This is a genomic window from Agrobacterium sp. ST15.13.015 (genome assembly GCF_027871645.1).
Classification (GTDB): Bacteria; Pseudomonadota; Alphaproteobacteria; order Rhizobiales; family Rhizobiaceae; genus Agrobacterium; species Agrobacterium leguminum.
Genome location: NZ_JAQAHF010000006.1, coordinates 292,541 through 315,734, shown reverse-complemented (window position 1 = coordinate 315,734; position 23,194 = coordinate 292,541). Strand labels below are relative to the sequence as shown.

The window sequence follows — 23,194 nt, the reverse complement described above, 5'->3', positions numbered from 1 at the left end:
TCATGATGTATGGTTACGAATGGGACACAACCACCTGGCTCACCTACACGACCTCCATCCTGCCGATCATCCTGATCGGCCTGACAGTGACGCTGAAGGCCGCCGCCGCCGGTTTTGCCATCGCGCTGGTTCTGGGGCTCGTCTTCGCCCTGCTGCGCCGCAGCCGCGTCAGGATGATCTCCTGGCCGACCGCGCTGGTTGTCGAATTCCTGCGTGATACACCGCTTCTAGTGCAGCTGTTCTTTCTCTATTACGTGCTTCCGGATTTCGGCATCGTGCTGCCGGCATTTCTCACCGGCGCGCTGGCGCTCGGCCTGCAATATGCCGCCTATACGTCCGAGGTCTATCGCGGCGGCATAGAGGCGGTGCATCACGGGCAATGGGAAGCAGCGACCGCCCTTAACTTGACGCGCATGCAGACCTACAGAGATATCATCATCCCGCAGGCCATTCCGCGCATCGTTCCGGCCATGGGCAACTACCTCGTCGCCATGATCAAGGAAACGCCGGTGCTTTCCGTCGTCACGGTTCTGGAGATGATGGGGCTTGCCAATATGATCGGCGAGCGCACCTTCGAATATCTGGTGCCGCTGACGCTTGTGGGCCTGATCTTCCTCCTTCTGACCATAATCTGCTCGGCAGGCCTCAGCCGCCTGCAAAGGGCGCTTCCAAAAGCAGGAATACCCTTGCGATGACCAACAACACGAACCAGCCACTGATCGAATTTTCCGATGTCACGAAACGCTTCGGCATTCTGACGGTGCTCGACCAGTTCAATTTCAGCGTGACGAAGGGCGAAAAAGTCACCCTCATCGGTCCTTCCGGCTCCGGCAAGTCAACGGTTCTGCGCATTCTCATGACGCTGGAGCCATTCCAGGAGGGAAAGCTGACCATTGCGGATATGTCCTACCATGAGCCAGGCGGCAAAGGACCATTCAAGGCCTCGGAAAAACATCTGCGCCAGATCCGCAACCACGTCGGCATGGTGTTCCAGAGCTTCAATCTCTTTCCCCATATGACCGTCCTTCGCAATATCGTGGAGGCGCCGGTGCGGGTTCTGGGCATCGGCCGCGCGGAGGCGGAGGCGCGCGCAATCGAATTGCTGAAGATGGTCGGGCTGGCAGATAAGAAGGATCATTATCCGGTCCAGCTTTCCGGTGGGCAGCAGCAGCGTGTCGCCATTGCCCGCTCGCTTGCCATGCGTCCGCGTGTCCTGCTTTTCGATGAGCCGACCTCGGCGCTCGACCCGCAACTGGTGGGCGAAGTGCTGTCCGTCATCCGCGACCTGGCCCATGAGCACGACCTGACGATGCTTCTCGTCACCCACGAAATGCGTTTTGCCCGGGAAGTCTCGGACCGCGTGTGTTTCTTCGATAAGGGCCGCATCTGCGAACAGGGAAAACCGGACGAGATTTTCGGCCAGCCGAAAGAAGAACGCACACGCGAATTTCTCGCTTCCGTCTTACGGTGACCCCGGTGCAATCAGTCAGCGGCGGAGGACAGAACCTTTCCGTCCCTGCCCTGCACGATATCATGCGACGGAACCGGTGGAGCATCGGCAGCTGGCAGGGGCGGGATTATCAACCACGCGCCGGGATAGTCGTTGCGAAGATGCCGGGGATTGTAACGAATACTGGTTCCGGCGGCATGGTGAAGCGTCCCGAGCGTTGCGTCTTTTGACAGGACACCTCTTTTGATCTCGTGGAGTTTTCGCTCGCCATCAAGGGCAAGCGTCGCCTCGGAAAGATCGAAACCGTCGATGTGAACCGTCTGGTCCTGCGCCGTGTCGAGAACCCATTTATCGGAATCGACGAAGCCATCGATATAGACATTGCCGGTGGAGGCACGCAGGGACGTGCCTTTCGGCAGGGTGATGCCGTCGACAACATTGCCATCGGAAAGAGTGCAGTTGTTGAAAGCGGATATGCCGCCATCGGGCGAAAGATCGAACTCCACCGGTTGCGTCGCGTCGCAGCGCCAGCCGTTCTGGCTGGTCACGCCGTTGCCGGTGATCCGCATGGTCTGCGGGGTAAAGCCCACTGTTTCATAATTCTCGTTGGTTTTTATCGCGATATAACGGGCGATTTCGACGGCATCGATATCCGCCACCCGCACCGGATGCGGAAACACGGCCCGGTCGAAGGCTTCCCTGTCGTTGGCAATGGCCAGTTCGAGTTTCGTGCCCTTGGGCATATCGATCTGGCCAAGACGCGCCGGCTCGAGCAGTTCCGGCCGATGGCTTGCCGTCCTCTCTTTGTCATAGGCGCGCATCTGCAGATAAAAATCACCGAACCGAAAGAGGGTGAAAAGCGCGACGGCGGTTACCAGCCCATAGGGCAGGATCGTCGGGCGCTTCCAGCGGCCTGCCACATATCGTACGAACAGCAGGAGCGTCCAGACGATCCATACGAAGGTCGTGATGAGCAAGAAGGCAAGGAGAAGCAACGCTTCGACGGACGGGAGTGCGACAGGGATCATGCAAACCAATGGTCTTGGGCGGATCGTTTTGATCCCGAAGAGACATTAGTGCTTTAGCCCACAAGCGATTGTCTTTTCAACTCGGCGATAGCCGACGAACATGGCAGTCGCTGCCCGGGCGACAGATGGCCGCCGCCCGGTCAATGCGCTTATCAGCCATCAGCCGCCAAGGACGAAACGGGAGAATGCCAGGGCATTGCGGGCATCCTCGTCCATTTTCGCGAGGTCGGCGCCGCCGCTGAGATCGCGCCACACCTTGATGTCGGAGCCGATCGTGCCGCCGGTCTTGACGAAAGGCTCCATGACGACCGCGCCGGTGTAATTGATATCGCGAAGGGCGAGGCCGATTTCGTGCCAGGGCATCCTGCCCTTGCCCGGTACGCGGCGATTGCTCTCGCCGGTATGGAAATGCCCCAGCAACGGGCCGGCCGTGCGGATGGCCTCGCCAAAGCTGTCTTCCTCGATGTTCATGTGGAAAGTATCCAGCATGACTTTCACGTTGTTCTTGCCGACATCCTTGACGAAAGCGACGCCTTCGGCCGCCGTGTTGAGAACGTGGTTTTCGAAGCGGTTGAGGACTTCGATGCACAGGTTGATGCCGAGATTATTGGCGAAATCGGCAATACCGTGAATGCCTTCGACACCGCGCGCATAATCGCCCGCCTTGTCGACCGGTTGCGAATAGTCGATCGGCCAATAGGAATGCAATGCCCCGCCGATGGTGTGGATATCGAGCTTGGCGACATTGGACAGGGTACGTTCAAAGAACGCCTTGCCGGCTGCGCGAACCGCAGCATCCTCCGACGACAGGTTCTTCGTTTTCGAAGGGCCGATGCCGGCGGTGAGGATGATGCCGTTATCCTTCGCGCTCTGCCTGATGACGGCGAGTTCGGCGTCGCTGTATTCATTGATGTGGTGGGCGGCGACTTCGATGATATCGAAACCGAGCTTGGCGACCTTCTCGATATAGGGGCCGAACTTGGCGCTCCACTCATGTTCCCAGTAGGAGTAATAGATGCCGTGTTTCATGGGGGTCTCTTTCGCTTTTCTGTTTCGCTTGACTTTGGATAGGGAGGCGCAGCCCTTCAGGCAGGTTCAGGACGCGGAACTGCTTCCCGGATTTCCGATGCGAATATCCGGCTCCGTGCTTGTCGACGTGATGAAGCGGCCATTGGGGAGATCGTTTTCCTCCACCTTCCGGTTGATCTCGTCCTCGCCGAGACCGAAGCTTCGCCAGCGGTCCCGCAGCCGCGCACGCAGATCGTCTTCGTCGACATCAACGAAAATCGTGAGATCGAAGATCGGCTTGAGACGATCCCATGGCGACTGGCCGGCGAGGAGATAACTGCCTTCGCAGACGATGATATCGACGGATTGCGGGATCAGGCGGCCGCCGGCACGGGCGATTTCGATGGCGCGGTCAAAGACGGGGACGGCAACGACATCGTCCTCATTGGCCTTCAGGCGCTCAAGCATGTGACGCAGGCCGTGGGCATCGAACGTATCGATGGCGCCCTTGAAGGGACGGCGCTTCATCTCTTCCAGAACGGCATCGTCATAATGAAAACCGTCCATAGGAAACAGTGCAGCCGATACGCCTTCACCTGCGTTCAACGCATCGACAACGCATTCGGCAATGGTTGATTTTCCCGATCCTGGCGCACCGGCAATCGCAATCATCACACGCCGGCCCTTTGACCCTTCCAGTCGCTGGAGGGCAAGGCCCGCAATCTCGCGGGCATTATCGTCAATAGTGTTCAAGGTGCTTGCCCCGATAATGAGTGCTTTCAGAAAATGCGGTACTGGTTTGCCTTGTCGCGCAGGAATGCCAGGCCCCTGTCGAGAACCTCATCGGCGCTGGGCGCAACCGGCCGCCAGGTGGAAATCGCGCCGGCCATCTCCCTGGGCATCGCAGCGAAGCTTTCGAGCGTCAGCACACCCTTGAAGCCGATGGCCGCGAGCGCAGAAAACACCTCGTCCCAGGCAACATTGCCGCAACCCGGCGTGCCGCGGTCGCTTTCCGACATATGCATGTATTTCAGATGGTTGCGGGCGGCGATGATGCCGTTGGCAATGCCCTTTTCCTCCATATTCATGTGGAAGGTATCGAGATGGATGAAGACGTTGTCGGCACCGATGCGCTCCACCAGCGCCACCGCCTGTTCGGCGGAATTGAGCAGATGGTTTTCGTAGCGGTTGACGGTCTCGATGCCGAATTGCAGGCCGAGTGTTTTTGCGTGGCCGACAGCCCTGGAGAGCGCCCTTGTCAGATTGTCATATTCGCCCTGTGTCGGCGGAAATCCGGTTCGCTCATTTGTGCCGCCATAGGTAACACCTGTCAGCGCCTCCGCGCCCATTTCTGCGGCCTTGTCGAGCGCGGCGTTCAGATGGTCGATTGCCGGATCGGGACGCACGGACGCCCAGGCGGGCTCCGGCAGCACCAGCGAGCAGACGGCGCGCAAGCCGTGTTTCTCCAGCAGGGCGCGCGTGTGTTTTGCATCGACGGAGGGGATATCGATAAGTGGAATCTCGATGAAATCCTGACCGTAATCCGCGGCAGCGGCGATGGACCGTCTGGCGTTTTCGTGGTCCCATTTGAGAGACCACATCATTGCGTGAACACCGAAGCCTTTCACGTCATACCTTCTTTCTGAGAGATGCGAAGTAGCTTGAAAACAGGCCGCGCGCCGCCATGACGACAATCATCAGCACGCCCCAGAGCGCCGTTGCCAGATGCTGGTTGGCCCCGAGAAGATTGAGGCCGGACGACAGCAGTTGCAGAACGATGAGCGCAACGAAGACCGGCAGCACCCGACCGAAACCGCCGAACGGATTGATGCCGCCGAGAAAGGCCGCCAGCACCGTGATCAGCAGATAGGATTCCCCGTGGCCGACACGGACGGAGTTGAAACGGGCAAGCATGATGATGCCGGCAACCGCACACATCAGGCCCGAGAGTGTGTAGACGAGAACCTGAATCTTGCGCGTATTGAGGCCGGAGTAACGCGCGGCTTCGATGTTCGAGCCGATCATCAACAGGCCGAAGCCGAGCTTGGTCCGCGTCAGCAGCACATGCCAGAGGCCGACGCAGACGATGAAAATCAGAAGTGGGATCGGCAGACCGAGAAGTGTGCCGTGACCGAGCGGCGCCATATAGGTGGGGAAACCGGAAACGTCTCCGCCACGGGTGAGAAACTCGCCAAGGCCGCGCAGGAAAATCATCATCGACAGCGTCACCAGAATGGGGTGCGCGCGGGTGTAGGCAATCGCCGCCCCCGTCATCGCGCCGGCAGCGCCGCCGGTGACAAGTGCGGCAAGGCAGGCGAACAGGAAGGCACTCGGCGGCGCATCCACCCCGCCATGGGCCTGCAACACCCAGGCTGCGGCGAGACCCGACAGATTGGCGGCGAAGGTGACGGACAGATTGATGCCGCCCGTCAGCAGCGGCAGCAGCATCGCCAGTGTCAGCAGGCCAAGTTCCGGCAGCTGGAAGGCGACCGAACCGAATGTCGCGAGCGAGAGAAAGTTATCGGCAAAGGTTCCGAAGATGAGCATGACCGCGACAAAGGCAATCACCGGCCCAGCCATGTCGGCACCGAAAATCGCGTTGAATTTCCGAACGAGACTGCTCATCGCTGTGCGCTCCCCTTCTTTGCGGATGTCCGTAAGGCACTCGGCAAAAGCTTGTCGAAGCGGGTGGAAGAAAGCGTGATGGCGATGAGGATGATGGCACCGACGATCATCTTGAAGGCAAAGGGAGAAACGCCCATCAGGTTAAGACCGTTCTGGGTGATCGACACCATCAGCACCCCGAGCACGCAGCCGATGACGGAGCCCTTGCCGCCGCCAAGCCGCGCGCCGCCAAGCACGGTTGCGGCAAGAACATCCAGCTCGCGGCCATAAAGCGCGTTCGGCACCACCTCCTGCGCATAATGGGCCTGCATGAGCCCGGCAATGCCCGCCATCAGGCCAAGCCAGCCGAAGGAAATATAGTGCATGGCGCCGATATTGATGCCGAAGCGGCGTGCGCCTTCCGGATTGTCGCCGAATGCATAAAGTTTGCGCCCGACGGTGGTGCGCGAAATCATGAACCAGGTGGCGAGGCAGCAGAGGATCATGACCACGACGGGCAGCGTCAGCTCGACCCAGGAACCATCGGACATCTCGCGCTCGTAAAACACCACGCGCGTCGACAGCCATTCGGGCAGGTCGTAGATCGAAACGCCCTTGGTGAAGAACATCAACAGCCCGAAGAAGATGTTGAAGGTGGAGATGGTCGCGACGATGGAAATGATGTTGAGCCGCCAGACGAGGAAGGCGTTGACGAAACCGAGACCAAGGCCAACCGCGCCGGCAATGATGAAACCTTCCGCCCAGTTGCCGCCGCCGAGCGCATTGAGCGCCAGCACCGTGACATATTGAACGACGGAGGCGGCGACCGCGAAGGAGATGTCGATACCGCCCGAGATCAGCACCACGAGCAGGCCGACCGCGAAGATGATGTTGACCGCCGAGACATTCAGCACATCGAAGGCGTTGGAAATGGTGAGGAACCGGTCGGTGGCGAAGGACAGTCCCGTGCAAAGCAGCACCATGACCACAAGCAGCGTGAATTCGGTTGTATGTCCGAGGATGAGCCTACGCATAGATGGCCGACTCCAGTTCGGTCAGCGACAGCCGTCGCGGATCATAGGTGGCGTGGAACCGGCCTTCGACCATATGGATGACCCTGTCTGTATTGAAATAAACTTCCGGCGGCTCGTCGGAGATCACGATGATCGAAAGACCTTCTGCGGCGAGCTTGCGGACGATTTCGAAGATGCCGGCGCGGGCGCCTACATCGACCCCCACGGTCGGCGCGTCGAGGATGAGGATTTTCGGCCCGATCGCCAGCCACTTGGCAATCGCCACACGCTGCTGGTTGCCACCCGAGAGCGTGCGGATCGGATCTTCCGGCAGGCCGATCTTCACCCCGAGCGCCGAAATCCAGCGGGAAACGACATCCGCCTTTTTCGACGGTGAGATCAGGCCGCCGCTCAGCAGCCGGTCGAGCGAGGCCATGACGAGATTGTCGGCAATGGACTGCGGCTGGTTCAGGCCAAGCGATAGCCGGTCCTCGGAAAGATAGGCGACGCCCGCCCGGATCGCATCGCGGTTGGAATGAAAATCCACCTTCTTGCCGTCAATCAGGATTTCACCCGATTGCGGCCGATGCATGCCGAACAGCGTCAAAGCCAGTTCCGTGCGGCCGGCTCCCAGAAGGCCGGTTATGCCGAGCGTTTCTCCCCGCCGCAGATCGAACGAAACATCCTCGAACTCGCCGGCACGGCTCAGCCCGCGCACCGAGAGAACGACGGGCTTGTCATCGTGATCGGCAGCGATCACGGCGCTATCGAAATTGCGGCCGGTCATCAGCTCGGTCACCCGTGACTGGGTCATGCCCTCAACGGGAAAGACACCGACAAGCGACCCATCCCGCAGCACGGTTATGCGGTCTGAAATCTCGAGCACTTCCGCAAGGCGATGCGAGACGAAGACAACGGCGACACCCGAGGCCGACAGGTTGCGGACGATGTCTATCAGATAATCGGTTTCCGACTGCGTGAGTGACGCGGTCGGTTCGTCCATGAAAACGAGCCGCGCTTCCCCGACCAGCGCGCGGGCAATCGCCACGATCTGACGCTGGGCGATAGGCAGTTCCTTGAGCGGCTTATCAAGATCGATCTCGACGCCGAGCCGGTCCAGCGCCTTTTCGGCAGCCTGTTCGATGGCGCGCTTGTCGACCAGCCAGTATTTTCCATTCACCGCGTACTGGAAGCCGATATTCTCAGCCACCGTCATTTCATCGAACAGCGCCAGATCCTGCCAGATCACCTGGATGCCAAGCGATTGCGCAAGCGTTGGGGTCATCGCGGCTATCGGCTTGCCATCGAAATAGAGTTCAGCATCGCTTTCCGGCGTGTAAACGCCCGTTATGACCTTGATCAGCGTGCTCTTGCCACAGCCGTTTTCGCCTGCAAGGCAATGCACTTCACCCGGATTAACCTCGAAAGAAACACCCTTCAGCGCGCGGACGCCGCCGAAGGTGACTTTGACATTTTTAAGGGACAGGAGCGGTTCTGCGCTCATGATAATGTAAATCTCCTTCGCCGCGGCAGCATTGCAGACGTGGCGCTCGGCATGTTTTCCAGATGAGGCGTCGCGCGAGTATTACACCTCGCGCGACGCCTTGGCCTTGGGGAGGATCAGAGGCCCATGGAAACGAGCTTGTCGATGCTTTCCTTGTCGATCTTCAAAAGCTGGTCGACGACGATGGTGTTGCCCTCGGGATTGATGGTGCCGAGACCTTCGATATTGTCGCCGGCCTTCGGTGTCTCGCCCTTGGCGATACGGTCGGCGAGGGTAATGAAGACTTCACCGGCCTGTTTCGGGTTCCACATGAAGCCGCCCGTCAGCGCCCCCGACTTGATGAGCTTGGCGCCCTGCCCCGGCGAGAACGGGCCGATTACGAAGACCTTGCCATCCTTGCGCCGCTCTTCGACGGCACGCCCGGCGCCGATCGGCCCCTGCGAACCGAAGGCGAGGAAACCGCTCAGGTCGGCATTGGCGGACATCAGGTCAAGCGCCGTCGAACGGCTCTTGTCGAGGTCCTCCGCCACGCCGTAGCGATCGCCGACGAGCTTCATGTCGGGGTAATTCGCCTTGATATAGGCGATGGCGGCATCAGCCCAGGCATTATGAAGCGGAACCGTAAGCGAACCGACGAAGACGGCATAGGAGCCCTTGCCGCCCATCTTTTCCGCCAAGAGCTTACCATGCGCTTCGCCGAAACCCTTGGCGGATGCCAGTTCGAAATCCCAGTCGGCGCCGAGCTGCTTGGGCGATTCATGGGTGATGACCTTGATACCGGCGGCCTGAGCCTTTTTCAGCACCGGCTCCAGCACCTTCGCATCATTGGGCACAACACCGATGAAATCGACCTTCTGGGCGATCAGGTCTTCGATGGCGCGGACCTGCAGGGCGGGATCGGCGCTGGTCGGGCCGACCATGAATCCGTCAACGCCGAGCTTCTTGCTCTGTTCCTTGATGCCGGCCTCCATGGCGTTGAACCACGGAATGCCGCCGATCTTGACGACGACGCCCACCTTCGGCCCTTCGGCAAAGGCGGTGGACGAGAGCAACGCGAGCGACAGGCCGACCGCTGCAGCAATAATTTTCTTCATGATGTTCCTCCTCAAAAAATCAGGCAAACGAAACCCGCCGCAGCCATTTTTCATCTGGCGCGTTCAAAATTTCTCATCTCGCTTATTCGAGACTCTCCCTTGCCACTCCCACAGCAACCATCTTGCACAATCGATATTGCCAAGTTGCACAATCGATGGTGCAATAACCATAACATGAAGCGCCCTTCCGTCAAGGGGATGTGTGCTCTAATAATCGGAATCAGTTGGGGAGATCGCAGTGACGGGTATAAGTTCCAAGAAAGCCACCATTTATGACTTGTCGATATTGTCGGGCGCATCAGCCTCGACAGTGAGCGCGGTGTTGAACGGATCGTGGCGCAAACGGCGGATTTCGGAGGAGACTGCCGATAAGATTCTCTCGCTCGCCAAGGCGCATCGCTATACAACCAACCTGCAGGCCCGCGGTCTGAGAAGTTCGAAATCCGGTCTCGTCGGGCTTCTGGTGCCCATTTATGACAACCGGTTCTTTTCATCGATGGCGCAGACATTCGAAGGGCAGGCACGCAAACGCGGCCTGTCGCCCATGGTGGTCTCCGGACGGCGCGATCCCGAGGAAGAACGCCGCACCGTGGAGACCCTGATCGCCTATTCCATCGATGCCCTCTTCATTGCAGGCGCGACCGATCCCGACGGCGTGCACCAGGTCTGCGCCCGCGCAGCACTGCCGCATGTCAATATCGACCTTCCCGGCAAATTCGTACCCTCGGTCATTTCCGATAACAGGCACGGTGCGGAGATACTGACATCGGCGATTCTTGCCCATGCGGAAAAAGGCGGACCTCTCGGCCCTGACGACGTCATCCTGTTCGGCGGTCATGATGACCACGCCAGCCGCGAGCGTATCGACGGCTTCCACGCCGCCAAGGCCGCTTACTTCGGGGCGGAAAGCGGAGACGATATCGAGATCACCGGCTATTCACCACATATGACGGAGCTGGCATTCGAACGTTTCTTCGAGCGCAGGGGCCGCCTGCCCCGCTGTTTCTTCGTCAATTCATCGATAAATTTCGAAGGCCTGCTGCGTTTCATGGGGCGTCATGATGGCGAGGCCTTCGGCGACATCGTCGTCGGCTGCTTCGACTACGACCCGTTCGGGTCATTCCTTCCCTTCCCGGTCTATATGATTAAACCCGATATCGCGCAGATGCTCGAAAAGGGTTTCGAACTGCTGGAAGAGAACCGGACCGAGCCGGAAGTCACTATCATCGAACCGAAGCTCATTCCCCCGCGAACCGCTCTCGAAGGCCCGCTCGACGACATATGGGACCCGGTTGCATTGCGTCGCATGGCGAAGTGAACGCGCGAAATCCCGCTTGACCTCAACCGCGCTTGAGGTCGTACCGATTGCATGGTGCTTCACCATCGCAACGGGAAAATGATGATCGAAAAACTCATGAGGATGCTGGAAGACGGACGGGACAGTCCGCTCCTGCGCTTTTCAATCGCAAAGACGCTCAAGGCGGCCGGGCAGTTCGAAGTTGCCGCGCTTCATCTCCAGGAGGCCATCCGGCAGGATCCCGACTATTCCGCGGTTTGGGCCGAACTCGGCGAATGTCGCGCACGGCTGGGAGATGACGACGGCGCCATTGCGGCGTGGGTGGAAGGCATCGCGGTGGCCGTCAGGCGCGGCGACATTCAGGCAAAGAGGCAGATGGAGGTCCGGCTGCGACGTGTGGAGTCACGCGCACTGAAGGGCGTCAGTTGATGAGACGGGCATCACGGGCGCAACTCGGCCGCGTCGTTGCCAGCACAATCGAGCCCATGCGCTAAAAAATCGCCGGAAGGTTAGCCAGATTTCATAAAACTGGCTATGATCGCCGGAAAAATCACGGGAGGCGGCTGTCGAGGGCCGGTGATTTATGGGTTTTTCGGATCACATCAAGGAAATCGAGCACGTCGGACAGGGCAGGAATACCGGTCGGGATGCGGTGGTGCTCGAATCCTGGCGGCGTTGTCTCGACACCTATCAGCTTGATCCGGCCAAGGCCCGCGAAGCCGTCATCGTTTCCGAAACATGCCTGCGCGAGCATCGCCAGCGGGCTGAAGACCTCGTCCACATCGCCCGTTCCGGCCTGGAGCGGCTGTATCGGCAGGTGGCCGAGCAGAATTACGTTCTTCTTCTGTCGGATCAGCAGGGGGTGACGGTCGAGTTTCTGGGCGACCCGTCATTTAACAACAATCTGCGCAAGGCCGGGCTTTACCTAGGCTCGGAGTGGTCGGAACCGCGCGCCGGCACCTGCGCTGTCGGCGCCTGCATCGCCACCGGCGAAGCGCTGACGATCCACCAGACCGATCATTTTGATGTGACGCATACGCCGCTTTCCTGTACCGCCGCCCCGATCTACGATACCCAGGGCGCACTCACCGCCGTACTCGATATTTCGCTGCTGAGTTCCCCCATCCTCAAGACGAGCCAGAACATGGCGCGCCATCTGGTTTCATCGACCGTGCGAAGGATCGAACTTGCAAATCTGATGGCCAGCAGCCGCCATGATCTCGTGCTGCGCTTTGCTGGCGCGCCCGAATTTCTGGATGTCGACCCCGAAGCGGCCCTGTCCGTCGATGGCTCCGGCCGCATAACGGGCATGACGCACGCCGCCGCCCGCCTTCTCGCCGCATCGCGCGGGCTTGACTGGCGCCTGCCGGAACGCCTCCTCGGGGAGCGGGTAGAGGCGTTTTTCGAGGCCGGCTTCGATGAACTCGCCTCCCTCACCCGATCAAGCCTGCCGCAGGAGAGGCGCATCGTCGTGAAGGACGGCACTGTGCTGTATGCGCACGCGATCGAACCGCAACAACACCGGTCGACCGTGCCGCTTGCCCGTCCAAAATCCCAGCCGGTCATGGAAGAGATCGGCGGCGATGGGCCGGCGGTTCGAAACCTCAGGCGCAAGGTGGAAAAACTGGCGCCCGCAAAACTGTCGATCCTGCTGCAGGGCCAGACCGGAACCGGCAAGGAACATCTCGCCCGCATCATTCATGACGCCAGCGGCGTTTCCGGCCGCTTCGTCGCCGTCAATTGCGCCGCCATTCCCGAACAGCTGATCGAGAGCGAATTGTTCGGTTATCTGCCGGGAGCCTTCACGGGCGCGCTGGCAAAAGGACGCAAGGGGCTGGTGGAAGAGGCACAAGGCGGAACGCTTTTCCTCGACGAAATCGGCGACATGCCGTTTGCGGCACAAAGCCGCCTTTTGCGGGTGCTGGCCGAAGGCGAGATTCTGCCCGTCGGTGGCTCCACCCCCCAGAAGGTCGATTTCAGGGTGATTTCCGCATCGCACCGCCCGTTGAGCGACATGGTACGGACAGGTGATTTCCGCGAAGATCTCTACTACCGCCTGAATGCGGCCGTGCTGACCTTGCCGGCGCTTTGCGAGCGCGACGACTTCCCCTGGCTCCTCGATAGGTTTCTGGAAAAACATGGGCTGCCGGGTCGTCCCCTGACGCTCTCCAACGCCGCCCGGATGTCGATCCTTGGCCATCGCTGGCCCGGCAATATCCGCGAGCTGGACAATGCGATAGCCTTTGCCGCCGCCCTTTGCGATGACGGGGTGATTACGGCTGAAGATCTTCCCGATCATCTGGCCTCCGCAACGTCAGCCCCCATGATCGACAGTCGCGGTGCCGATCTCGGCGCGCTTCTGGCCGCCTGCAACGGCAATGTGTCGGAGGCCGCGCGCCGGCTTGGCATCGACCGCACCACCATGCACCGGCGAATGCGACGCCTCGGCATCGGAAAGCCTCACTAGAAAAAGTGAGGCATGCGCCACGGCTGTCGCGCCACAGCTGTGGCGCTGTATAAAACCTTCACTCTGGTAAACCCCCGCAATTTCGGGCTTCCGGTACGGCAAACCGTGCTGGCACGGGCATTGCACCTTCTCCGGCATCAGGAGCCATCGAGGAGAAAACATGCGCGCGCTCAGATTTCATGCAGCCAGGGACCTGCGGATCGAAGACATTCCCGAGCCGAAACGGCCGGGGCCGGGACAGGTTCTCGTCCGCAACCGGTTCGTCGGCATCTGCGGCACCGATCTGCATGAATATAGTTACGGTCCGATCTTCATCCCCACCGGACCGCACCCCTTTACCGGCGCCCATGGCCCGCAAATTCTCGGTCACGAATTCGGCGGTGTCGTGGAGGCCATCGGCGAAGGCGTCACCTCGGTCAGCGTCGGTGATCGCGTCTCGATCCAGCCGCTCGTCATGCCGCGATCCGGTGACTATTTCGCCGACCGTGGCCTCTTCCATCTGAGCACGCAGTTGGCGTTGGTCGGTCTCAGCTGGGACGGCGGCGGCATGGCGCAGGCAGCACTCGTCAACGAATATAACGTTCAGAAGATTCCCGACGAGATGACCGATGAAGAGGCCGCACTCGTTGAACCCTCAGCGGTTGCGGTCTATGCCTGCGACCGCGGCGGCGTCACCGCCGGCAACAGCGTTCTGGTCACGGGCGCCGGCCCGATCGGCATGCTCACGCTTCTGGCCGCGCGTGCGGCCGGCGCTGCCCAGCTCTTCGTGTCCGATCTCAATGACGCCCGCCTTGAGCTTGCCCGCAGCATCGTCCCCGACGTCATCACTATCAACCCGAAGCGCGACAATGTCGGTGATGTCGTGCGCGCGGCAACGGAAGGCAAGGTCGGCTGCGATGTCGCCATTGAATGCGTAGGCAATGAACATGCGCTCAAGGCCTGCGTCGATGCGGTGCGCAAACAGGGCGTCGTCGTCCAGACCGGCCTGCATCCGCATGAAAACCCGATCGACTGGTTCCAGGTGACATTCCGCGACCTTGAGATCAAGGGCTCGTGGGCCTATCCGACCCATTACTGGCCCCGCGTCATCCGGCTCATCGCCTCCGGCCTGCTGCCGGCAACGAAGATCGTTACCAAACGCATCACGCTCGATACGGCCGTGTCGGAGGGCTTCGATGCCCTGCTCGACCCCGCCGGCACTCATCTGAAGATCCTGATCGATCTTTCAAAATAGGCTTTCCGCCTCCGCATGCCGGGAAAAGGAGCCCGGTATGCGGGAGCCGTTGGCTTTCGGGGCGGCGACTTCGCCGCTCCACCATCAGACCAAGCACCATGGAGGAGATGAATATGCTTGATGTCAGTCCCGCCACCAAAATCGACACGGTTCTTTCCAAGCTCGGCAATGCGCTGGAAAATGGAGACATAGACGCCGCCGTCAACCTGTTTCAGGCCGATTGTTACTGGCGCGACCTCGTGACCTTCACCTGGAACCTGAAGACACTGGAAGGCCGTGAGCAAATCCGCGACATGCTGACGAGCCAGCTTTCCGCCATCAAACCCTCGGGCTTGGTGCAGGATGTGAAGGAGCAAGCCTCGGAAGGCGATGGCGTCACCGAAGGCTGGTTCGAGTTCGAGACCGGTGTCGCCCGCGGTTACGGCCACATCCGCCTGAAGGACGGGCTGATCTGGACATTGCTCACCACCATGAGCGAACTGAAGGGCCATGAGGAACCAAAGGGTATCCGCCGTCCGATGGGCGCGGAGCACGGCCACGACCGCAACCGCCGGACCTGGAAGGAAAAACGCGAAGCCGAAGCCACCGAACTCGGCTATTCGGAGCAGCCCTATGTCGTCATCATCGGCGGCGGACAGGGCGGCATTGCACTCGGCGCGCGTCTTCGCCAGCTTGGTGTGCCGGCGATCATCATCGAGAAAAATGAGCGGCCCGGCGACAGCTGGCGCAAGCGCTACAAATCGCTCTGCCTGCATGACCCCGTCTGGTACGATCACCTGCCCTACATTCCCTTCCCGGAAAACTGGCCCGTCTTCACGCCGAAAGACAAGGTAGGTGACTGGCTGGAAATGTACACCAAGGTGATGGAGCTGAATTATTGGGGCTCCACCACGTGCAGGTCGGCACAATATGACGACGCGACGGGCGAGTGGACAGTGATTGTCGACCGGGCGGGCAAGGAGGTCGTACTGCGGCCGAAACAGCTGGTGCTGGCGACAGGAATGTCCGGCAAGGCGAATATCCCGAAACTCCCCGGACAGGATGTCTTCAAGGGCGAGCAGCAGCATTCCTCGCAGCATCCGGGTCCGGACGCCTATGCCGGCAGAAAGGTCGTGGTGATCGGCTCCAACAACTCGGCGCATGATATCTGCGCAGCGCTCTGGGAAGCCGGCGCCGATGTCACCATGCTGCAGCGGTCCTCCACCCATATCGTCAAATCGGACTCGCTAATGGATATCGGGCTCGGCGATCTCTATTCCGAGCGGGCAGTGGCAAACGGCATGACGACGCGCAAGGCCGACCTCATCTTCGCCTCCCTGCCCTACAGGATAATGCATGAGTTTCAGGTTCCCGTTTACGATCGCATTCGCGAACAGGATGCCGATTTTTATGCCGCGCTTGAGAAAGCCGGTTTCATGCTCGATTTCGGCGATGACGAATCCGGCCTGTTCATGAAATATCTGCGGCGTGGATCGGGTTATTACATCGATGTCGGGGCCTGTGACCTCGTGATCGACGGCTCGATCAAACTCAGATCCGGTGTCGACGTCTCGCATCTGACGGAGAATGCCGTGGTGCTGAAGGACGGCACGGAACTGCCTGCCGATCTGGTGGTCTATGCGACCGGCTATGGTTCGATGAATGGCTGGGCCGCCGATCTCATTTCGCGTGAAGTGGCGAACAAGGTGGGCAAATGCTGGGGCCTCGGTTCCGACACCACCAAGGATCCCGGCCCATGGGAAGGCGAGCAGCGCAACATGTGGAAGCCGACACAACAGCAGGCGCTGTGGTTCCACGGCGGCAATCTGCATCAATCGCGGCACTATTCGCAATATCTCTCGCTCCAGCTCAAGGCGAGACAGGTGGGCCTTAAAACGCCCGTTTACGGCCTTCAGAAGCCGCATCATCTGTCCTGATCAGAGCCCAGGGGCGCAGGCCAAGCTCGGCGCCCCGGGCGACATACATGTCTGCGTCTAAGTCTTTTCCACGTTTCCAAGCTCGCTCAATATGGCAATCAGCTGCGGCGCCGTTTCGCGGATTTCCTTGAGATGGATCGTGCTCAGATGCGCCATGACCTGCTCGGCCTTTTCCGTCAGCTGTAACGTCTGACGGCGGCGATCGGCAGGGTCTGGTTCGCGCGTGATGAGGCCGCCGCTTAACAGACGACCGGCGAGCTCGGTTGCCGAATGGGGCGCGATCAGCAGCCGTTCCGCAAGTAGCCCCACCGTCATGACCTCGCCCGCCGGCAAGCCCTTGATGGCCAGAAGCGCCTGATGCTGCTGCGGCGGCAGGCCCGCCGCCTGAGCGGCCGAGGTGCTGAAATCCATGAATTTCTTAAGCGTGTGGCGAAAGACGGCAAGCGCCTCATATTCCGATTGGGTCGGCAATGTCATATTTCGCAAGCCCTTATCCTGGTTGCCTCTCATTCTTCTTTAGCCCGACTATCCGCGAATGAAAATCGCCGGATATTTTGAGAGATTACAAATCCATTGATTTATATCGTATTACGACATATTTATCGCGCCACTATTTTCGCGCACCCAAGGATAAGCCGTTGACCCAAGCCTCTTCACCCTCCAGATCAAGTCAATTCGATAGCGGTTTTCCAAGGCGGCAAGCCGGTGATTTCACGACGGACAAACGCGTGCTGCTGCTGATCGCCATGGCTTGCATCGTCGGCTCGCTCGGGGCCTTTGCCGCATGGCTTCTGGTCAGCCTCATCCAGCTTGTTACCAACACTGTCTGGCTTGGCAGGTTCAGCACGCACGAGGTCAGTTTCGCAGACATACATCCGTCCCTATGGATGGTCGTGGCGCCGGTTCTTGGCGGTATCGTCATCGGGCTGATGGCCCGTTTCGGTTCGGAAAAAATCCGGGGGCACGGCATTCCGGAAGCGATCGAGGCGATCCTCATCGGCGGCAGCCGTATGTCCCCGAAAGTGGCGCTCCTGAAGCCTCTCTCGTCTGCCATTTCGATCGGTAGCGGCGGGCCCTTCGGCGCGGAAGGCCCGATCATCATGACGGGCGGCTCGATCGGCTCTCTCTTTGCGCAATGTTTCCACATGAGCAGCGCGGAACGCAAAACCCTGCTTGTGGCAGGCGCCGCCGCCGGCATGACGGCGATCTTCGGTTCGCCGATCGCCGCTGTCATGCTCGCGGTCGAACTCCTGCTATTCGAGTGGAAGCCGAGAAGCTTCATACCGGTTGCAGTCGCTGCTGCGGTTTCGATTACCTGGCGGCCGTTCTATTTCGGCACCGGTCCGCTATTTCCTACGGATTTCGCTTATGACCTGCCATGGTGGGGGCTTGCACCCTGCGTCCTGATCGGCGTGCTCGCCGGCCTGCAGTCGGGATTGATGACTATATTGCTCTACAAGATCGAAGATCTTTTCGAAAAGCTCCCCATCCACTGGATGTGGTGGCCGGCGCTCGGCGGCCTCGCCGTCGGCCTCGGCGGCCTGATGGAGCCAAGAGCGCTCGGCGTCGGTTACGACATTATTGCCGACCTTCTCGACAACCATATTGCCGCTCAGGCCGTCCTCACCATTCTTCTGGTCAAGTCGGGAATCTGGCTCATCGCCCTGTCCTCGGGGACATCCGGCGGTGTGCTCGCGCCGCTTCTCATCCTCGGCGGATCGGCGGGTTATCTGACAGGGACATTCCTGCCCGGCGAGCCCGCCCTCTGGGCGTTGCTTGGCATGGCCGCCATGATGGGTGGGACAATGCGCGCACCGCTGACCGGGATTTTCTTCGCGATTGAGATCACTGGCGATCTCAGCACCGCGATCCCGCTCATGATCGCCACCGTGGCCGCCTATTCCGTCACCGTCCTTTTGATGCGGCGCTCGATCCTCACGGAAAAGATCGCCCGGCGCGGCCAGCACATCACGCGCGAATATGCGATCGATTCCTTTGAGCTCACCCGTGCGTCCGAGATCATGATCCGCAAGGTCGACACGCTGCCTGCCGGGATGACGGTATCGCAGGCGATTTCATTCTTCACCGGCTCGCAGGAAACGCACCGGACATATCCGGTGGTACAGCCCGAGGGAACGCTGGTGGGGCTTGTGTCGCGGGCAGACATTCTCTCCTGGCAACAGGAGCCGCATGGCGGCGAAGAAACATTGGCCGACAGGCTGGCTGACCGCGAAATCCCGGTTGCGCACGAAAACGACCCCGTTGGGTTGATCGCCGACCTGATGCTCAGCGCCGACACGGGTAGGATCGCCATTGTAGACAAGTCCTCGAATAGTCTCGTCGGTCTCGTTACGCGCAAGGACCTGCTTCATCTGCGCCAGGCGCAGCAGAGGTCCGAGCAGGAACGGCAACCCTTCATCGGAACGGCAATGACAAATCGCCGCCAGCCTGCGACGACGCCCTGAAACAGGGCAGACCTTTCCGCTCGCCCGCATATCACCCGAAAGCGCCGGCCCACTTCGATGAAACGGGCCGGGCATTTTTACGGCTACGGCTTATCGGATCGCCAGAACCGATAAAGCTCGGCGACATTGCCGCTGGTCATGAGCGGCATTGCCGCCTTCAGCCGTGCCGCCGGCCAATCCCACCATTTCATCTCGAGCAGCAGGGCGATGCTGTCGTCATCGAAACGCTTGCGGATCGTTTTTGCGGGATTGCCGCCGACGATGGCATAGGGTTCGACATTCTTCGTCACCAGCGCCCGCGTTCCGATCACGGCGCCATCGCCGACCGTGATGCCGGGCATGATGATCGCTTCCGAGCCTATCCAGACATCGTTGCCGATGACGGTATCGCCCGCCGGCAGATAACCGTTGCCGGCATTCTCGAATTCCGGCATCTCCGGCATGAAGAAGAACGGGAAGGTGCTGATCCACTCGTTGCGATGGCCCTGATTGCCGGCCATGATGAAGGCGGCGCCCGAACCGATCGAGCAGAAGCTTCCGATCACCAGCCTGTCCGCGCCTTTATCCGGCAGCAGATAACGGGCGCAATCCTCAAAACTGTGGCCGTGATAATAGCCGGAATAATAGCTGTATTTCCCGACCACGAGGTTCGGGTTCCTGACCTGCTTGTCAAGCGTGATGCCCCGGAACGGGCTTTGGAAGTAATTTTCCATTGGAGTAATCTCACTGCATATGTTCGCATTCGCTTGCCTTCAGGCAAGCCGACGCCGAGCGCCAAGCCTGTCGGCTTTTCGCTCGATGCCCCTCGCGCTGCGGCGGGAGCTAGATGCAGGTGATACTCGAGGCTTTTATCATTCAGTCTGGTTACCGCAAGAAGGGGCGAAGGCCAAGCCGAGACATGTCTCCAGTCTCCAATGGTCTGGTCGGAGCACCGCCACCCATAAAAAACAGCGGGGATTTCTCCCCGCTGTCCACGTTCATTCGGCGTTTTCAGTGCATCGCCAGCGCGGAGCCTGTAGCCCACGCACCGCGATAATCACGATCTCAGTAATGCACCGACTGGGAATCGATCGGCGTCGTCTTCGGCGGAGCGAACTTCGTCAGGTCGATGCCCTCGACGGCGGAACGATACTCCTCGATGCTCGGCGTACGTCCGAGAATGGCGGACAGCACCACGACCGGGGTCGAGGCCAGAAGCGATTCACCTTTCTTTTCGGCACTGTCTTCAACGACACGGCCCTGGAAGAGACGCGTCGAGGTTGCCAGAACCGTGTCACCCTTCGCCGCCTTTTCCTGGTTGCCCATGCACAGGTTGCAGCCCGGGCGTTCCAGATAGAGGATGTTTTCGTATTCGGTCCGGTTCGTTGTCTTCGGATTGATATCATCGAATTCGAAGCCGGAATATTTCTGCAGGATTTCCCAATCCCCTTCCGCCTTCAGCTCGTCGATGATGTTGTAGGTCGGCGCGGCAACGACGAGCGGAGCCTTGAATTCGACCTTGCCTTCGGTCTTTTCGATATTGCGCAGCATCTGCGCGACGATCTTCACATCGCCCTTGTGCACCATGCACGAGCCCACGAAGCCGAGATCGACCTTCTTCGTAGCGCCATAATAGGAAACCGGACGGATCGTATCGTGCGTGTAGCGTCTCGAAACGTCGTTGTTGTTGACGTCTGGATCGGCGATCATCGGTTCGTTGATGACATCGAGATCGACGACGACTTCAGCGAAATATTTCGCATTCGCGTCAGGCTTCAATGCTGGAACTTCACCGGAACGGATCTCCGCAATGCGCTGATCCGCCTTCGCAATCAGGCCTCTAAGCGTCTGTGCGGCATTGTCCATGCCCTTGTCGATCATGATCTGGATGCGCGACTTGGCGATCTCCAGCGACTCGATCAGCGTTTCGTCTTCGGAAATGCAGATCGACGCCTTGGCCTTCATTTCGGCCGTCCAGTCGGTGAAGGTGAAAGCCTGGTCGGCAAGCAGCGTTCCGAGATGGACTTCGATGATACGGCCCTGGAACACGTTGTCGCCGTGCTGCTGCAGCATCTGCGCCTGCGTCGCGTGCACAACGTCGCGGAAGTCCATGTAGGGCTGCATCGTTCCCTTGAAGGTGACCTTGACCGACTGCGGGATCGGCATGGTCGCCTCGCCCGTTGCCAGCGCCAGTGCAACGGTGCCGGAATCCGCACCGAAGGCGACGCCCTTGGACATGCGGGTGTGGCTATCGCCGCCGATGATAATTGCCCGGTCATCGACGGTGATGTCGTTCAGCACCTTGTGGATAACGTCCGTCATGGAGTGATAGACGCCCTTCGGATCACGGCCGGTGATGACGCCGAAATTGTGCATGAAGGCCATGAGCTTCGGCGTGTTGGCCTGAGCCTTCTTGTCCCAGACGGACGCCGTGTGGCAGCCGGACTGATAGGCGCCGTCCACCAGCGGCGAAATGACGGTGGCCGCCATCGCTTCCAGTTCCTGCGCGGTCATCAGACCGGTCGTATCCTGCGAGCCGACGATGTTGACCTTGACGCGAACGTCGGAGCCGGCGTGCAACACCTTGCCAGGCGTCACGCCAACGGCGTTGCGGTTGAAAATCTTCTCGACGGCCGTGAGGCCCTGGCCTTCGATCGAAATTTCCTTGTTCGGTGCAAAGACAGGGGTCGCCTCGACGCCAAGCGTTTCAGCGGCAAAAGTCTGGAGCTTCTTGCCAAAGACGATGGCGTAAGAGCTGCCCGCCTTCATGAATTCCATCTTCTGGGGCGTGAAGGACGAAGCGAGGTCGACCAGCTCGGTGCCGTTTTCGTCCCGCAGCTTGCGATTCTTGGCGTCGATCTTGAGGACCGTGCCGGTCTCGACCGAATATTTCTGCTCGAGGATGGGGTTGCCGTCATTGTTGAGGATCGGCTTGCCGTCTTCACCGAGCTTCTTCACCCAGTTCTTCAGATTGACGCCGATGCCACCCGTCACGTCGACGGTGGTGGCGAAAATGGGCGAAATGCCGTTGGTGCCCGCAACGATGGGGGCATAGTTGACGAACGGCACGTAGGGGCTGGCCTGCTTGCCGGTCCACAGCGCCACGTTATTGACGCCCGACATGCGCGAGGAGCCAACGCCCATAGTGCCCTTCTCGGCGATCATCATCACCCGCTTGTCGGGATGCTGCTTCTGCAGCGCGACGATTTGCGCCTGCGCTTCCGGCGAGATCATACACTGGCCGTGCAGCTGGCGGTCGGAGCGCGAATGCGCCTGATTGCCGGGAGACAGGAGGTCGGTGGAAATATCGCCTTCGGCGGCGATGAAGGTGACGATCTTGATCTCGTCTTCGACATCCGGAAGCTTGGTGAAGAATTCGGCCTTGGCGTAGCTTTCCAGCACGGCCTTGGCGATGGCGTTGCCGGCCTTGTAGGCATCCCGCAGGCGGAACATGTCGGCATCGTAAAGGAAGACCTGGGTCTTCAGCACTTCACCCGCCTTGGAGGCGATTGCAGCATCGTTGCCGAGCGCAATGTCGAGCAGCACCTTGATCGACGGGCCGCCCTTCATGTGCGACAGCAGTTCCAGCGCGAAGGTCGGAGTGATCTCAGGGACGATGACGTCGCCGAGGATGATCTGCTTCAGAAACGCAGCCTTCACGCCGGCGGCGCTCGTGGTTCCCGGCAATGTGTTATAGATGAAAAACTTCAGGGCATCGGCGCGGTGTTCGCTGCCTGCATCCTTGATCAGTTCGATGATTTCGGCGGTCAGTGCACCGTCATCGATCGGCTTGGGCGCGAGACCCTGTGGTTCTCTGCTTTTGATTTCAGCCAGGTAATCCAAGTAAAGGTTCATCGCAATCCCAACGTCATGATGTCTATGGAGCCGAACGCAGCGTCACCGAACGGTACTGTTGATCGGCCCGGGTTTCTATCGATTTCGAGTACGCCAACCGGGGCCGGCTGACAAGATGTCGCATTTCAGTAAAAAACTCGTAGACGGGATTTAGCGTCGATCCCGTGCTTTGCAACCACGTCGCGACACTTTTGATTGTGGCGCCTACTGCATTTCAGCCAGTGGTTTTTTAGGCCTCCCCCATTAAGAATTTATTAACCAAATCGGCGCGAGTATTAGA

Annotated in this window: 19 protein-coding genes; 8 read left to right on the top strand and 11 right to left on the bottom strand. The window is 59.8% G+C overall.

All coding sequences use genetic code 11. The annotated features are described in order from the left end of the window. The first annotated feature begins 2 nt into the window (after positions 1-2). The gene (gene ehuD / locus PIB16_RS12285; protein WP_080839336.1) at positions 3-695 is read left to right on the top strand and encodes an ectoine/hydroxyectoine ABC transporter permease subunit EhuD; all 693 of its coding nucleotides are present in this window, start codon (positions 3-5) and stop codon (positions 693-695) included. Beyond that, a complete protein-coding gene (gene ehuA, locus PIB16_RS12280) occupies positions 692-1,471 on the top strand; it encodes an ectoine/hydroxyectoine ABC transporter ATP-binding protein EhuA (RefSeq protein WP_174000783.1) in 780 nt (259 codons plus the stop codon). Before ehuD ends, ehuA begins: the two co-directional genes overlap by 4 nt. 11 nt (positions 1,472-1,482) lie before the next feature. Here ehuA and PIB16_RS12275 read toward each other — a convergent pair whose 3' ends face one another. The 8 genes from PIB16_RS12275 to PIB16_RS12240 form a co-directional block, all read right to left on the bottom strand. Further along, complete coding sequence (locus tag PIB16_RS12275; protein WP_174000781.1) at positions 1,483-2,478, bottom strand: hypothetical protein; 996 nt, start codon at positions 2,476-2,478, stop codon at positions 1,483-1,485. Positions 2,479-2,637: 159 nt separating this feature from the next. Next, positions 2,638-3,507 carry a D-psicose 3-epimerase gene (locus PIB16_RS12270; protein WP_174000779.1) on the bottom strand — a complete coding sequence of 290 codons (870 nt, stop codon included), beginning with the start codon at positions 3,505-3,507 and terminating at the stop codon, positions 2,638-2,640. A gap of 66 nt (positions 3,508-3,573) precedes the next feature. Next, positions 3,574-4,239: a nucleoside triphosphate hydrolase gene (locus tag PIB16_RS12265; protein WP_174000778.1), complete on the bottom strand. Its 666-nt coding sequence runs from the start codon at positions 4,237-4,239 to the stop codon at positions 3,574-3,576. Positions 4,240-4,265: 26 nt separating this feature from the next. Then, complete coding sequence (locus PIB16_RS12260; protein ID WP_174000776.1) at positions 4,266-5,114, bottom strand: sugar phosphate isomerase/epimerase family protein; 849 nt, start codon at positions 5,112-5,114, stop codon at positions 4,266-4,268. A gap of 1 nt (position 5,115) precedes the next feature. Then, positions 5,116-6,111 carry an ABC transporter permease gene (locus tag PIB16_RS12255; RefSeq protein WP_174000775.1) on the bottom strand — a complete coding sequence of 332 codons (996 nt, stop codon included), beginning with the start codon at positions 6,109-6,111 and terminating at the stop codon, positions 5,116-5,118. After that, positions 6,108-7,124 (bottom strand): ABC transporter permease, encoded by a 1,017-nt coding sequence (locus PIB16_RS12250; RefSeq protein WP_065657734.1) that lies wholly within the window; start codon positions 7,122-7,124, stop codon positions 6,108-6,110. Before PIB16_RS12250 ends, PIB16_RS12255 begins: the two co-directional genes overlap by 4 nt. Then, the gene (locus tag PIB16_RS12245) at positions 7,117-8,607 is read right to left on the bottom strand and encodes a sugar ABC transporter ATP-binding protein (RefSeq protein ID WP_174000773.1); all 1,491 of its coding nucleotides are present in this window, start codon (positions 8,605-8,607) and stop codon (positions 7,117-7,119) included. Before PIB16_RS12245 ends, PIB16_RS12250 begins: the two co-directional genes overlap by 8 nt. Positions 8,608-8,723: 116 nt before the next feature. Beyond that, positions 8,724-9,701 (bottom strand): substrate-binding domain-containing protein, encoded by a 978-nt coding sequence (locus tag PIB16_RS12240; protein WP_080858081.1) that lies wholly within the window; start codon positions 9,699-9,701, stop codon positions 8,724-8,726. Positions 9,702-9,939: 238 nt separating this feature from the next. On the opposite strand from PIB16_RS12240, the gene PIB16_RS12235 reads away from it, so the two are divergent. The 5 genes from PIB16_RS12235 to PIB16_RS12215 all read left to right on the top strand — a co-directional run bounded on the left by PIB16_RS12235 (position 9,940) and on the right by PIB16_RS12215 (position 16,615). Then, positions 9,940-11,019: a LacI family DNA-binding transcriptional regulator gene (locus tag PIB16_RS12235; RefSeq protein ID WP_065657731.1), complete on the top strand. Its 1,080-nt coding sequence runs from the start codon at positions 9,940-9,942 to the stop codon at positions 11,017-11,019. Between the two features lie 81 nt (positions 11,020-11,100). Then, complete coding sequence (locus tag PIB16_RS12230; protein WP_174000813.1) at positions 11,101-11,427, top strand: tetratricopeptide repeat protein; 327 nt, start codon at positions 11,101-11,103, stop codon at positions 11,425-11,427. Between the two features lie 154 nt (positions 11,428-11,581). Next, positions 11,582-13,465, top strand: coding sequence for a sigma-54-dependent Fis family transcriptional regulator (locus tag PIB16_RS12225; RefSeq protein WP_142845761.1), 1,884 nt, complete (start codon positions 11,582-11,584; stop codon positions 13,463-13,465). A gap of 160 nt (positions 13,466-13,625) precedes the next feature. Further along, entirely contained in the window at positions 13,626-14,699 is a 1,074-nt protein-coding gene (locus PIB16_RS12220) for a 2,3-butanediol dehydrogenase (RefSeq protein WP_174000769.1), read from the top strand. Between the two features lie 113 nt (positions 14,700-14,812). Beyond that, positions 14,813-16,615 carry an NAD(P)/FAD-dependent oxidoreductase gene (locus PIB16_RS12215; RefSeq protein WP_142845759.1) on the top strand — a complete coding sequence of 601 codons (1,803 nt, stop codon included), beginning with the start codon at positions 14,813-14,815 and terminating at the stop codon, positions 16,613-16,615. Positions 16,616-16,672: 57 nt separating this feature from the next. Here PIB16_RS12215 and PIB16_RS12210 read toward each other — a convergent pair whose 3' ends face one another. Further along, positions 16,673-17,092, bottom strand: a complete 420-nt coding sequence (locus PIB16_RS12210) for a MarR family winged helix-turn-helix transcriptional regulator (protein WP_142845758.1) — start codon at positions 17,090-17,092, stop codon at positions 16,673-16,675. A 161-nt stretch (positions 17,093-17,253) separates the two neighbouring features. On the opposite strand from PIB16_RS12210, the gene PIB16_RS12205 reads away from it, so the two are divergent. Continuing rightward, on the top strand, positions 17,254-19,080 hold the full coding sequence (locus PIB16_RS12205) for a chloride channel protein (protein WP_236766974.1): 1,827 nt from the start codon (positions 17,254-17,256) through the stop codon (positions 19,078-19,080). 83 nt (positions 19,081-19,163) lie between these two features. Here PIB16_RS12205 and catB read toward each other — a convergent pair whose 3' ends face one another. Both catB and PIB16_RS12195 read right to left on the bottom strand, forming a co-directional pair. Beyond that, positions 19,164-19,793 (bottom strand): type B chloramphenicol O-acetyltransferase, encoded by a 630-nt coding sequence (gene catB / locus PIB16_RS12200; protein WP_174000768.1) that lies wholly within the window; start codon positions 19,791-19,793, stop codon positions 19,164-19,166. A gap of 331 nt (positions 19,794-20,124) precedes the next feature. Beyond that, positions 20,125-22,914 (bottom strand): bifunctional aconitate hydratase 2/2-methylisocitrate dehydratase, encoded by a 2,790-nt coding sequence (locus PIB16_RS12195; protein WP_174000766.1) that lies wholly within the window; start codon positions 22,912-22,914, stop codon positions 20,125-20,127. Positions 22,915-23,194 lie beyond the last annotated feature (280 nt).